Annotated in this window: 9 protein-coding genes; 7 read left to right on the top strand and 2 right to left on the bottom strand. The window is 54.4% G+C overall.

Annotated elements, in window-relative coordinates:
* Nucleotides 1–297 precede the first annotated feature (297 nt).
* Together ACLHIJ_RS06900 and murQ are read right to left on the bottom strand one after the other, a co-directional pair.
* On the bottom strand, nucleotides 298–1,716 hold the full coding sequence (locus ACLHIJ_RS06900) for an alanine/glycine:cation symporter family protein (protein WP_411296845.1): 1,419 nt from the start codon (nucleotides 1,714–1,716) through the stop codon (nucleotides 298–300).
* Between the two features lie 522 nt (nucleotides 1,717–2,238).
* Nucleotides 2,239–3,159 carry an N-acetylmuramic acid 6-phosphate etherase gene (gene murQ, locus ACLHIJ_RS06895; RefSeq protein WP_411296846.1) on the bottom strand — a complete coding sequence of 307 codons (921 nt, stop codon included), beginning with the start codon at nucleotides 3,157–3,159 and terminating at the stop codon, nucleotides 2,239–2,241.
* A gap of 449 nt (nucleotides 3,160–3,608) precedes the next feature.
* Between murQ and ACLHIJ_RS06890 the strand changes: the two genes are divergently transcribed.
* From ACLHIJ_RS06890 to ACLHIJ_RS06860, 7 genes are all read left to right on the top strand, one after another.
* Nucleotides 3,609–5,288: an ABC transporter substrate-binding protein gene (locus tag ACLHIJ_RS06890; RefSeq protein WP_411296847.1), complete on the top strand. Its 1,680-nt coding sequence runs from the start codon at nucleotides 3,609–3,611 to the stop codon at nucleotides 5,286–5,288.
* 73 nt (nucleotides 5,289–5,361) lie between these two features.
* On the top strand, nucleotides 5,362–6,357 hold the full coding sequence (locus tag ACLHIJ_RS06885) for an ABC transporter permease (RefSeq protein ID WP_411296848.1): 996 nt from the start codon (nucleotides 5,362–5,364) through the stop codon (nucleotides 6,355–6,357).
* Complete coding sequence (locus ACLHIJ_RS06880; protein WP_411298787.1) at nucleotides 6,350–7,432, top strand: ABC transporter permease; 1,083 nt, start codon at nucleotides 6,350–6,352, stop codon at nucleotides 7,430–7,432. Before ACLHIJ_RS06885 ends, ACLHIJ_RS06880 begins: the two co-directional genes overlap by 8 nt.
* Nucleotides 7,429–8,331, top strand: a complete 903-nt coding sequence (locus ACLHIJ_RS06875) for an ABC transporter ATP-binding protein (protein ID WP_411298786.1) — start codon at nucleotides 7,429–7,431, stop codon at nucleotides 8,329–8,331. Before ACLHIJ_RS06880 ends, ACLHIJ_RS06875 begins: the two co-directional genes overlap by 4 nt.
* A complete protein-coding gene (locus ACLHIJ_RS06870; RefSeq protein WP_411296851.1) occupies nucleotides 8,321–9,151 on the top strand; it encodes an ABC transporter ATP-binding protein in 831 nt (276 codons plus the stop codon). Before ACLHIJ_RS06875 ends, ACLHIJ_RS06870 begins: the two co-directional genes overlap by 11 nt.
* Nucleotides 9,148–11,823, top strand: coding sequence for a glycoside hydrolase family 3 N-terminal domain-containing protein (locus ACLHIJ_RS06865; protein WP_411298785.1), 2,676 nt, complete (start codon nucleotides 9,148–9,150; stop codon nucleotides 11,821–11,823). Before ACLHIJ_RS06870 ends, ACLHIJ_RS06865 begins: the two co-directional genes overlap by 4 nt.
* Nucleotides 11,820–13,025, top strand: coding sequence for an exo-beta-N-acetylmuramidase NamZ domain-containing protein (locus ACLHIJ_RS06860; protein WP_411298784.1), 1,206 nt, complete (start codon nucleotides 11,820–11,822; stop codon nucleotides 13,023–13,025). Before ACLHIJ_RS06865 ends, ACLHIJ_RS06860 begins: the two co-directional genes overlap by 4 nt.
* Nucleotides 13,026–13,068 lie beyond the last annotated feature (43 nt).

Here is a 13,068-nt window from a genome sequence, read left to right as displayed (position 1 = left end):
CCCATTAATCTCGCAATCGTACATGTGGCAGCACCCCTGGCGTAGAAAAACGTAATGTGCCTGGTTTGCTGGGGTGAAAATTGTTCTCACACCCCAGCAAACCAGGCACACAGGTGATTTACTACTTCGCTCTCTCAGTAGCGCTCTCGCCTCTCCGCTGCGTTCCTCACACAGCTTTGACTCCCTCGCTTGTGCATGAGCGGCGAGTAGCGCTCCAGCTACCCAGAAAACAGTGGCTATCCGCGGCGTATCTCCACCGCCTGCTTCTACACCATGTGCTTCTACGCTACGCCAGATTTACTTCCAGTAATCCAACGCGCCGGTATCCATGCCGATAGATTCCGCCGTAAAATGTGGATCTTTACCGGACTTGCGCTGGCGGTGGTAATCCTCGACTGCGCGCAAGGCGTGCTTACCCAGCAAGATAATAACCGGAATGTTGATGAGCGCCATCAGGCCCATGAGAATATCCGCGGTATTCCACGCCACATCGAAAGAGGCGAACGCACCAACGAACACCAAGAGGCAGGCCAAAGCGCGGAATGCGTAGATCTCTGCCTGCTTCGGCAAGCGCCCGAGCAGGTAACGGAAATTAATCTCGGCATAGTAGAAGTTGCCCAAGAACGTGGTAAAGCCGAAGAGCAGCAGGGAGATCGTCACCAGGTACACGCCCGCATGGCCGAATACCGTCTGCAAAGAGCCTTGCACAATCTCTGCACCGCTGGGATCCTCCCCTTGGTTTGCCCATTTGCCGGTGAAGAGCACCAGGAAACCAGTGAAGGTACAAATAATCATCGTGTCAATAAAGACGGAGAGCATTTGCACCAGACCTTGCTTGACCGGATGGGAAACCGACGCGGAAGCAGCGGCGTTAGGCGCTGAACCGATACCAGCTTCGTTTGAGTACAAGCCTCGCTTGATTCCTTGCATCATGGCCGATCCTGCGAAACCACCGAAGATCGCCTCAAAGTCGAAAGCACCCTTGAAAATAGCGCTCAACACGTCGGGAACTTTGTCGATATTAATCCCGATGACGATGATGGCAGCAACACAGTAGATGATGGCCATAATGGGGACAAGCACGCCGGTAACGTCAGCCAGTTTGCGCGTTCCGCCGAAGATGGACGCCGCCATCGCCAAAGCCAAGATTGCCCCAAGGAGGTACTTCGCCCAAGAGTGCTCAAAGAAGCTGTAGGCACCGAAAGAGCCGACCACGTTGTAGGAGGCCAGCATATTGAAGCCACCCATGTACGTCAGGATCAAAACGACGGCGAAAACTCCACCGAGCCAGCCTTGCTTCAGACCATGTTTGATATACCAAGCCGGACCTCCATAGGAGTGCCCGTCATCGGCCCGACGCTTGTAAATCTGGGCAAGGACGGATTCAATCAGCGCAGAAGCTGCACCGATAGTGGCGATAACCCACATCCAGAAAACGGCACCAGGACCACCGATAGCGATGGCCACTGCCACACCCACGATATTGCCAGTACCGACGCGCGACGCCGTTGACACCATAAGTGCCTTAAATGACGACAGCGATTCTTCCTCATGTGGCTTCTCCGCGATGACCTTAATCGAATCACCGAATAGCCGCAGAGGCGCGGCCTTTGTGCGAATGAAGAAATACAATCCGCCCAAAATCAAGAGAGCGATGAGGACGTAGGAATAGAGATAGGAACTAATCGTAGAAAGTGCTGAATTGATCGTTTCCATTGGCGTCCTTTCACTCAGACATTGCGGCACGCTACCGTGCCAGTCGGCGCCTACCGTCAATACCGTTACGTGGTAGTAGTGTCGCGATATTGATTTTGCCAATATAAAGGACTCTCCCCGCTCCTATCCACTCTATGGACGCGAGGACCATATATCGGACACCATGAATACCACCGTTGACATCTCTTCGTTTCTTCAGGCATCAGAACGCCCACTCATCGGCACAACCCTTCGCACCTGTTCACAAAGAGAGCCGTATTCATTAACATCCCAGCTCATCCGCACACAACACAAAGGGCAGGAGTTTTTACGCGCGGCTCATCCGTCAAGCATGTTGATAGGAAAACAGCATCTCCTGCCTACGTAGAGACGCAACGCCGGCACAATGTGTATGCATAATTCCACATAATCTTGACATAGAAAGAAACCGAAATACTCCGTATTTGAGTGAGAACACGCGACACAACCGACGCCCCACACACCTTACGCATCTAGCGGCGACGCATACCGAGATGCCGACGCTCACTGCGACGAAATTGCCGACCGCAAAAACCCGTCGGCACGCACCAGGAGCTCGCGAGCGCGACGCGGATCAACCCCGCGCACAATGCACACCACCGCCGTTTTCACGTCACCACCGCTTGACTCCAAAGCGCGAATAGCCTGCTCGCGCCCCACGCCAGTAATGCGCATAACAAGATTTTGTGCCCGCGCGCGGAGCTTTTCATTAGATGCCGCGACGTCCACCATTAAATTGCCGTAGGTTTTGCCAAGTTTGACCATTGTCAGGGTTGAGATCATATTGAGAACTTGCTTTTGCGCCGATCCAGCTTTGAGTCGGGTAGAACCAGAAATTATTTCTGGGCCAACAACTACTTCGATTGGATGGTCAACAAGACGGGATAATTCCGCATCGATATTTGAGGAGATTCCCACGGTAAGCGCGCCACATTCTCGGGCGTATTCCACAGCCGCTAACACATAAGGGGTGCGCCCTGAGGCGGTAATCCCAATCACTACATCCGTGTGATTGACTGCGCGTTCGACTAAATCCTGCCGACCCGCTTGTTCATCGTCTTCCGCACCTTCAATTGCATGAGTTAATGCGGAGAATCCACCGGCGATAATTCCTTGTACCACGTGCGGCTGGGTCGAAAAAGTTGGCGGACATTCCGAAGCATCAAGCACTCCTAATCTCCCTGGGGTTCCAGCCCCGACGTAAAACATACGCCCGCCACTTCGCACCCGTGGCGCAATTGCATCGATTGCCTGGCTAATCTCGCGCCCGGCACGGGCTACCGCCCGAGGCACTTCTTGTTCCGCCTCATTCATTGCCTGGACCATTTCGTATGTGGAGAGCAGGTCGAGCTCTGTGAACCGCGGATCCACCATCTCGGTGGTGTATCCGTTGAGCATATCGTGATGATCCGTCTGTGAATTCACGTTGCACTCCACTTCCATCGGTCATTTATCGCGGTAATTACCCCACTCCACGGCCTTGTGGATCGAGATATGACCGGATTTCACCCCTATTCGTAATGTAAATTATTTACATTACGAGTTCTCCGCCATTAAACATCAGGACCCTAATTCCTGTCAACGACTTTTTGTCAGCTCATCTATTTTTCCGATCGCGCACACATTCCCCTTACAAAATCAAACTTTTCTCCTTAAGGACGCATACCCTTTCTAGGTCGATGTAAATTTATAAACCAATGAAAGAAATCTACGTAAATACTTGACGCGATATATCTCACTCTCTAGACTCGTTTTTAAGGTCAGACATCGAGCGCGCAGTGCGTCAACGCCCAACAACCACGCACGACCACTGCACCCTCACAGCGCAGATCTACAGCGCGATCTAAGGCGCTTCATTTTCGAGAGGAACAAAGATGTTTTCGAGAAAGTCATGGAAAACGTTCATCCGCGCAATCGCAGCAACCAGCGCAGTCGCCATGCTCGCTGCCTGTGGCGGCGGCGATAGCAAATCCAACGACAATTCAGCAGATGGCCCCGCCCTCGCGATCTTCGCCGGCGCACAAACCCCCATCGTAGCCAACTTCAACCCCTATTCACCCACCTCCCTAGCAGGCACACTCGGCTCGCTATACGAGCCACTGTTCTACTACAACAAAGCAGTCGCGCAAGCCCCCATCCCGCTCCTCGGAGAGTCCTACACCTGGTCTAACGACGGCATGTCCCTAGACATTAAAATCCGCAGCGGAGTTAAGTGGAACGACGGGCAAGATTTCACCGTCGATGACGTCATCTACTCCTTTACCAATGACGCCGTAAAACTCGACTACATCAACTCCGTAACCAGTAAAGACGCCTCCACCGTCACGCTGACCTTCACAAGTCCCTCATACACCAACGAATATGCACTCCTCGGCGCTAACTACATCGTTCCCAAACACATCTTTAGCAAGCTGAGCGATCTCGTCACATTCGCCAATACAGATAATCCCGTCGGCACTGGCCCATTTATGCTTGATACCTTTACCGACGCTTCCTACACCATGAAAGCAAACCCGAAGTATTGGGATCCCGAGCGACCAAAAATCAACAAAGTCCAATACCTCGGCATTAACGGAAACTCCTCGGCTGAATCATTATTCAAAGCCCAGCAACTCGACTATTCCACAATGTTTGTACCCGACCCCGCTCCGCTTCAAGCAGACAACCGTCTCGGATACCTCCTCCTCATGTCTCCCAATCCTATTACCGTCCTGACCTGCTCGAACGCACAACTAGGGTGTACGGGTGCCCAGACCGACAAAGCTGTGCGCAAAGCCTTCTCACTTTCGCTTGACCGCAAAGAAATCAACGACAAGGCATACTACGGTCACGCCACTATCGACACCCCAACCTTCACCCTGCCTGGACGCGATGACCACTGGATCAAAGACGGCTTGCCAACCCGCCTACCAGAACATGCCGACGTCAACGCAGCCAAGAAAGTTCTCGAAGATGCCGGATATACCCTCGGTGCTGACGGCATCTACGCCAAAGACGGAGTACGCGCCTCCTTCAAGCTCGCCTCCGTCGAAGGCTGGGGCGATTCCAATGCGGCTGCCGAACTCATGGCAGCACACGCCAAGAAAGCCGGCATCGAAGTACACACCGAAACCGTCACACTCGACCAGTACACCGATATGCGTCAGGTCGGAAAGTACGAAATGATCGTCTCCGCGCTCTTCGGAACGCCGATCTCAGATCCATACACGATCTACCGCAACTGTTTCACAACAAACTACACCACCGCTGTCGGTACACCGCTTGAGCCCAAGCAGACAAACTTTGCTCGCTACTCCAACCCCGTCGTAGACGCGGCAATCGCCCGCGCCGCCCAAACAAACGACGAAGCAGTGAAGAAACAAGCCTACGGCGAGATCCAAGAAGCCATCCTGGATGACCTGCCCTACATTCCGATGTTCCACGGCGGCTCCCAGACCTTCTACAACCAAGCCGACTTCGACGGCTGGCCGACAAAAGATAACCTCTACGCCTTCCCCGCATCCTGGGACGGCATCTCGGCAAGCTACGTACTCTCGCACTTGACCTACAAGTAATCGCACTGCAGAGGGGTCTGCACAGCAGACCCCTCTGCGCGTATTCACCAGCGGATGTGAAAGGACTAAGACCGTGAAGTATTACCTGCGGCGTGTCACCTTTTACCTCATTACTCTTTGGGCAGCGGTATCCCTCAACTTCTTCCTCCCGCGTCTCATGCCCGGAGATCCGCGCAGCATATTCATCGAAAAACTCATGCTCCGCGGCGGCGAAATCACCCCAGCTATGGAACGCTCCATTGACCTCGTTTTCGGAACGAGCAATATGTCAATCTGGGATCAATACTGCCAATATCTGAACAATCTCATCCACGGAGATCTGGGCGTCTCCGTTACCAAATTTCCCGCTCCAGTCACAAAACTCATCGCCGACGCCTTACCCTGGACACTTATCCTCGTTGGCACCGCCACCGTCATCTCTTTCATCCTTGGCGTCGGTATTGGAGCGTATGCCGGATGGAAACGCGGCACAAAAGCCGACGCACTTATCCCCGGCATGACTCTTCTCCAATCTGTCCCCTACTTCTGGCTTGCCCTTATCTTCGTCGCCTATTTCTCTGTTGCATTGGGATGGTTCCCCATTATCGGCGGATATTCACTGCGAGATTTCCCCGCCGGCCCCGAAATGTCCTGGCCATTCATCCAATCAGCCATCTACCATGCGATCTTGCCCGCCCTAACCATCATCATCGCCTCCGTCGGCGGATGGGTACTTGGTATGCGCAATATGATGGTTTCCGCACTGTCAGAAGACTACGTCGTTACCGCCGAAGCAAAAGGACTGCGCAAATCCCGCATCTTCTTCTGGTACGCCGCCCGCAATGCGGCACTGCCCTCCATGGCAGCCTTTGGTATCAGCTTAGGATTCGTCGTCGCCGGCTCAATCGTCATGGAACAAGTCTTTACCTACCCCGGCATCGGAAAACTCATGATTAATGCCGTACAAGATAAAGACTTCGCCCTCATGCAGGGCGTATTCCTGGTCATCACCGTAACGGTCCTAGCTGCCAACTTCATCATGGACTTGGTCTATGGTCTGATTGATCCGAGGGCACGAAGCAATGTCTAACTACAAAAATTTCAGTACGCCAACTCCCGCGCCCGACACGACTCCAAGCACCAAGGAGAGGACGCATAGCACAACCGAAACTACTCACCCGCATACGGCTCACGCCGTAACAACCGGCACCCCTAAGCAGCAAACAAAACATCGCAAACGCCGATATGCCCGCCTCGATGTAAAACTCGGACTCGGGATCATCCTGACAGCATTCGTCCTACTATTCGCCATTTTCGGCGAATTCTTCACCCAAGATCCGCGCGACTACACCGCCGGCACATTCCTCCCCCCATCAGGCGAACACCTACTGGGCACAAATAACCTCGGAGCTGATCTACTGGCACAACTCGCTGAAGGCGCACGCGGATCAATCCTCGTCGGGCTCACTGCTGGCTTCATTGCTGTTTGCCTATCCCTCTTCTTCGGCATCGTCGCAGGATACACTGGCGGGCTTATTGACGAACTACTATCTCTCGTCACCAACATCATGCTCGTCATCCCAGGTTTACCCCTCGTTATTGTTATCGCCTCCTACTTGGAAAGTCGTTCCATGTGGATGATCGCCCTCGTTCTCGGATTCACCTCGTGGGCTGGATCGGCCGTCGTGCTACGACTCCAAGCAAAATCCTTAAGAAATCGGGATTATGTTGCTGCCGCACGAGTATCCGGCGAACACACCCACCGCATTATCCTCGTTGAGATCTTGCCAAATCTCCTACCACTACTGACCGCACAATTCCTCTCCGCAGTGGTGCTAGCCATCTTGTCAGAAGCAGGACTCTCTTTCCTTGGGCTCGGACCTTCCGGCGCAATCACATGGGGCACAATGCTCAACCAAGCCTCCGTACAGAACGCTTTCCACGTCGGAGCATGGTGGTGGTTCGTACCACCTGGACTCATGATCGCCCTGCTCGGCTGCGGGCTATCCCTTATTAATTTCGCCATTGACGAGACGATCAATCCGAAACTCCGCAACGCACCCCACGCGGTACGTCAAATTCGCAAAGCGGAAAAGCAACTGCGACGCGAGCGCAAAAATGCCGCACACGCGGCTCGCTCACTCACCTCTGGGAGGTCCTCATGAGTTACACCCCACTGACCACACCGGATCATGCGGAATATCTGGCCACCCGCACTCCAGTACTAACCGCAACCAACATCAACGTGACCTATCAAGTCGATCCACCCGTCCATGCAGTTCGCAACGTCGATGTCACGCTATGCCGCGGTGAAATCCTTGGATTAGCAGGCGAATCTGGTTGCGGGAAAACCACCCTTGCCTACGGCATGACTCGCCTTCTCAAACCTCCAGCCCTATTAAATAGTGGCGAGGTGATCTTCCACGACCAATCCGGCGAAGATATTGACGTCACCCGACTACTTGACGAAGAACTGCGCACCTTCCGCTGGGATAAAATCTCAATGGTTTTTCAAGGTGCAATGAACGCCCTCAATCCCGTCATCTCCGTCAAACGGCAACTCTTTGACGTCTTTTCCACACACCGCCCCCAGATGAGCAATGCCGAAAAACTGGCCTCCTCGCAAGAATTACTCCGACTCGTCGGCGTCGATCCCGCTCGACTCAGCGCCTTCGCACACGAACTATCCGGCGGAATGCGTCAGCGCATTATGATCGCAATGGCGCTGGCACTACACCCACAAGTCATGATTATGGACGAACCCACCACCGCACTTGACGTCGTGGTGCAACGTGAAATTCTGCGGGAAATCATGCGCCTGCGTGAACGATTCAACTTCGCCGTCGTCTTTATCACCCACGACCTGCCCATGCTCCTAGAAATTTCCGACCGAATAGCCATCATGAAAGATGGGCAGATCGTAGAGCTGAACACAGCCCGCAACATCTACGAAAATCCTCAACACGACTACACGAAGAAGCTCCTGCGATCCTTCCCATCCTTATTCGGGGAGCGTGGCGGGTTCGTTCGTAGCGGAGAAGAAGGAGGCAGACATGACGCTTAACGTGACCCATGTCAGTAAAGACTTCAAAATCCGGCAAGGATTGCGCTCATCAACGCTACATGCCGTCAAAGACGTCTCTTTCACTATAGAACCTGGAAAAACAATTGCACTCGTTGGGGAATCCGGATCAGGTAAATCAACAATCGCCAAAATGATTTTACGTCTGGAAAAACCCACTAGCGGTTCGATAACGATTGACGGGATTGAATCCACTGTTCACGGCAGAGCAGCAAATGATTATCTGCGCAAGGTGCAAATGGTTTTCCAAGATCCATTCGCTTCACTTAACCCGTTCCACTCCATCTCTCACCATCTAGAACGCCCGTTGCGGCTTCATAAAAAAGCACGTACCCGCAGCGAGGTTGAGCACGCCGTGGCAGAGCTACTCACTCGAGTTAATCTGGAACCAGCAGCCGATATCGCACGGCGTCGCCCCCATGAATTATCTGGCGGGCAGCGGCAGCGCGTGGCCATTGCCCGGGCACTTGCCCCCGGTGCGTCTTATCTCATTGCCGACGAGCCGGTGTCCATGTTGGACGTGTCTATCCGGTTGTCCGTTCTCAATCTCCTGGCCCGCTTGCAACGCGAAGAAAATTTAGGGGTTTTGTATATCACGCATGATCTAGCTACCGCACGGCACTTTTCCGACGAGATCATGGTGATGTACAAGGGCGATATTGTCGAATACGGTCCGTCTGACGAGGTCATCCTTCATCCACAACATGAGTACACAAAAACTCTGCTTGCCGCCGCGCCAGAACCGGCAAACCACGGCAAGCTGCGCGCCGAAATTGCTCACGAATTTGCGGGGCAATCATGAGCTCGCCAGTCGGAAAGGCACACGAACCGAACGGCAAGCCATCATCCGCCGCAGATTCGCTATCTTATGCAGCGCCAGATAGCCCCGACGTGGGCACTACCGGGCAAAAGTGCCAGCCCGATAATGCCCTCACGCAGCCGCCCTGCCCGGATATAAATGACTGGGAGCTAGCCCGCGTTGTTGGGCAACTGCTGTGCGTCTCCGTCGGCCATCATACGGATGGAGCTTATGGTTTTTCCGATAGCGTGGACGATGTTGCTGCCCTTATCAGCCAGCATCACATCGGCGGGGTATGTTATTTTCCGGTTGGTGACGCTGGCGCGCAACCCGAAGAAATCCGCCGAACACTTGCCACATTAGCCGCCAGCTCGCAGACGCCTCTCCTGTTCAGCATTGACCAAGAAGGCGGGCTTGTTACCCGAATGAGAGAGCCTGCCACCCGATGGCCCTCCGCGATGGCAGTCGCCGCTTTAGCCGACCTGGAACGCACCCGCTATCTGGCTCGCTGTTCCGGTGAGGAGCTACGTGCCGTCGGCATTAATCATGTGTATGCGCCAGATGCCGACGTTAACAGCGAAGCCCGCAATCCGGTTATTGGTTTGCGCTCCCCCTCCTCTGATCCGCATATTGTGGCCGATCAAGTAACCGCCGCTATTGCCGGTTATCACGACGCCGGACTCGCAACCTGCGTTAAACACTTCCCCGGGCACGGCCAGACCACTGTTGACTCACATTCACAGCTTCCGCAGCTCGTGACCACACGCGAGGAGTGGGAACGAGCTGCGGTCCTTCCGTTTGCCGCCGCTATTTCATCTGGCGTAGACGCCGTGATGATCGGGCATCTGGCCGCCCCAGCTCTGGATCCGCGCGGGGGTGCGGCCACGTTCTCCCGACCAATCATCACCGATATTTTGCGAACCCAGCTTGGTTTCACTGGCGTTATCATCACCGACGCGCTCGATATGGGTGGCGCCCACCTCCCAGGAAGCGCCCAACATCCTTGCGTGGAGGCACTGGCTGCCGGTGTCGATCAGCTACTCATGCCACGTGATCCGCTTGGAGCAATCACCGCAATTGTGCATGCGGTTGACTGCGGAGAACTGGATGAATCCGCACTTCGCTCCTCGGCTCACCGTATTATCCAACTCAAAAAACGACTCGGACTTTTCGCTGAGCCATCGTGTGCGATGCAGCCGCACACCCATCACACTAGCTACCCCGAAACCTTTAGCACATCGCAGACTCACGCAGAATCGGGCACCCAGGCAGATGAGCCGTACCGCATTTCCCACAGCCCATCTCAAGTAGCTCCGCCTACCTCAACCGACGTATCACTGAACAATCCAGCAACACTCGTTTCGCATACCCCGCCAACGGCACCTGCACTCAACCCAGCGGCGGAAATAGATACGCGCACAAAACATTCCCGAACAGCCTTTCGAGCGATCCGCGATGCTATCGCTTGGCGAGAACGCAGCGCACGTTTTCGGCTTGATCCGCAACGCCCCATCCATATCTCCCATGATCGGCTTCCACCGAGTATTGGTCGCGGCGTTGAAGACGTCCCCGCAGAGCTGTGCTCACAACTCAGCGCCGCTGGTTTCTCCGTCACCTGTCACCAATTCGACGACCCGATACAATCCGCCAACCAGCCGTCAGGCACTCACACGTCAGATCGTATTCAGCGGGACACCAGCCCACAACGCATTGTGATTATCCGCGATGCGTGGCGATGTGATGATGTCGCCGCCCAGGTGCAAAAACACATCGCAGCCGGAGTGGACCTCGTGATCTGTGCGCGCTCCCCCTACGACTCCATGCTCATCCCGCGCGGGATCCCAACCTTACTCACTTTCGGGGATATTCCTGCCGTGGCCCGCGCCTTATGCGATGTCCTCATCGCCGGCGCGGCGCTCGGATCCACCCCTGTTCAATTACCCACTCCCACTCTTGATCCCCGCCTCAGTGCCAGCCCCTACACAGCTCATAACTCGGCCGGCCCACTAAGCGAGGACACTACAGCACTCCTTGATCTGCAATATGGCGGCGATCCTCGCATACACATTCGCCCCTATCGGCACGCAGATCGAGAGGCGCTGGGCAATATCTGTATCCGCACCGGCGATTCTGGTTCTGACGCTACCGGCCTATATGTCAACGAACAGATTTTGCCCGATATATACACCTACCCCTACCTGGAGTACGCCCCCGAGCTAGTTCATATTCTTGACGTTGACGGTCAAGCTGTTGGGTATATCGTCGGCGTCGCTAATGTGCCAGACTTTGCCCGCTGGTGGGATACACATTGGATCGCATATTTGCGCCGCCGTTACGGTCTACCTAGCGCAGAGCTTCCCGCACGCGAGCGCGCACTCATCGCTAAAGGCTACGATCCACAGTCGATGGTAGCCCCCTGGCATACGGATTACCCTGCTGAATTCCATATCGACATGCTGCCCGTCGTCCAAGGTCGCAACTGGGGTTCAAAACTCATTGAATCATTCCGGCAAGCCGTTGCCCCTTTCGCCCCTGGTATCGCAATTGGAGTGGGCGCACGCAATACCCGCGCTGTCGCGTTCTATCGCAAACTCGGCTTCCACACCCTCCACACCCACGAAAGCGGCACGTATCGCGGATACACTATGGGAATTTCCACGAGAGGCACACTATGAGCCACGCACCGAAAATTCAGTTAGGTATTGACGTTCTACGCAGCGATCTACGCCAACTGCCTGGAACACGGTGGGCATTAGTCACCAACGATACGGCTGTAACGAGCGATCTCACTTTAACGTCTCAGGCATTATGGCAAGACGGCGCTCCACTGTGCGCACTATTCAGCCCAGAACACGGCTTACACGTCACCGCTCAGGCCGGAGAATCCGAATCCCATACCGTTGATCCACGCACCGGATTACCTGTTATTGATACCTATCACCTCAGCGCTTCTCAGTTACAAGCCGCGATCACACAACTAGATATTGATCTCCTCCTCATTGATCTGCCTGACGTGGGAACTCGCTACTACACCTACGCCTCAACCATGATTGACGTTATGCGCAGCGCTGCCGAATTGGGCCTGCCAATCGTCGTTCTTGATCGACCAAATCCACTTGGCGGACAGATAGACGGGCCAGGCTGCCAGGCAGAATATTCCTCGTTTATTGGGCGAGCGAATATCCCTATCCGACACAGCTTAACCATTGGAGAGATCGCCCGTTTTGTTGCTGCCTACGACACACAACTAGGACGACCCGCTGCCGATCTTCACGTCCTCACAATGCACGGATGGCAACGCAATATGCTGTGGAAAGACACCGGATTGCCCTGGGTCATGCCCTCACCAAATCTTCCTCATCCAACAAGCGCTCTCGTTTTTAACGGGACAGCGCTATGCGAAGGCACAAATATCTCCGAAGGACGCGGCACAACTCGCCCCTTTGAGCTAATTGGAGCACCGTGGGCAAGCGAGCAACTTGCCGAACAATTGAACGCCTACCAACTGCCTGGCGTGCGTTTTCGCCCTACATGGTTCACTCCCGTCATGAGCAAATGGGCCGGTCAAGCCATATCTGGCGTACAACTCCACGTCACCGATCCATATACGATCCACCCCTTGCGCACCGCCCTTTACCTCATGAGCCACTTAGCCAGCCACGACTTCGCCTGGAACGAACCCACCTGGGAAGACTCCGGCCCCCAAACGCCGTACTTTATTGACCTCATGTGGGGCAACAGCCATCTACGCAACCGTCTAGCAGAGATGAAACCGCGTGATATTGACGAATTTCTCCACGACGAACAACTCAAAGATTGGATTGACCCCGAATTATTACTCTATTCCTGCGACAAATACGCTATCTCTCATAGATAATGCCAATATCACGAGGCTATATGTGTTGGCTGACCATACCTAA

It is taken from the genome of Trueperella sp. LYQ141 (assembly GCF_046599555.1).
Taxonomy (GTDB): domain Bacteria; phylum Actinomycetota; class Actinomycetes; order Actinomycetales; family Actinomycetaceae; genus Trueperella.
This window is presented reverse-complemented; position numbering and strand designations above follow the sequence as displayed.

Bases quoted from the DNA above. Each gene is read 5' to 3' on its own strand.
- ACLHIJ_RS06875 (WP_411298786.1), top strand. From the start codon at position 7,429: ATGAGTTACACCCCACTGACCACACCGGATCATGCGGAATATCTGGCC.
- ACLHIJ_RS06860 (WP_411298784.1), top strand. From the start codon at position 11,820: ATGAGCCACGCACCGAAAATTCAGTTAGGTATTGACGTTCTACGCAGC.
- ACLHIJ_RS06880 (WP_411298787.1), top strand. From the start codon at position 6,350: ATGTCTAACTACAAAAATTTCAGTACGCCAACTCCCGCGCCCGACACG.
- ACLHIJ_RS06900 (WP_411296845.1), bottom strand. From the start codon at position 1,716: ATGGAAACGATCAATTCAGCACTTTCTACGATTAGTTCCTATCTCTAT.
- ACLHIJ_RS06865 (WP_411298785.1), top strand. From the start codon at position 9,148: ATGAGCTCGCCAGTCGGAAAGGCACACGAACCGAACGGCAAGCCATCA.
- ACLHIJ_RS06890 (WP_411296847.1), top strand. From the start codon at position 3,609: ATGTTTTCGAGAAAGTCATGGAAAACGTTCATCCGCGCAATCGCAGCA.
- ACLHIJ_RS06870 (WP_411296851.1), top strand. From the start codon at position 8,321: ATGACGCTTAACGTGACCCATGTCAGTAAAGACTTCAAAATCCGGCAA.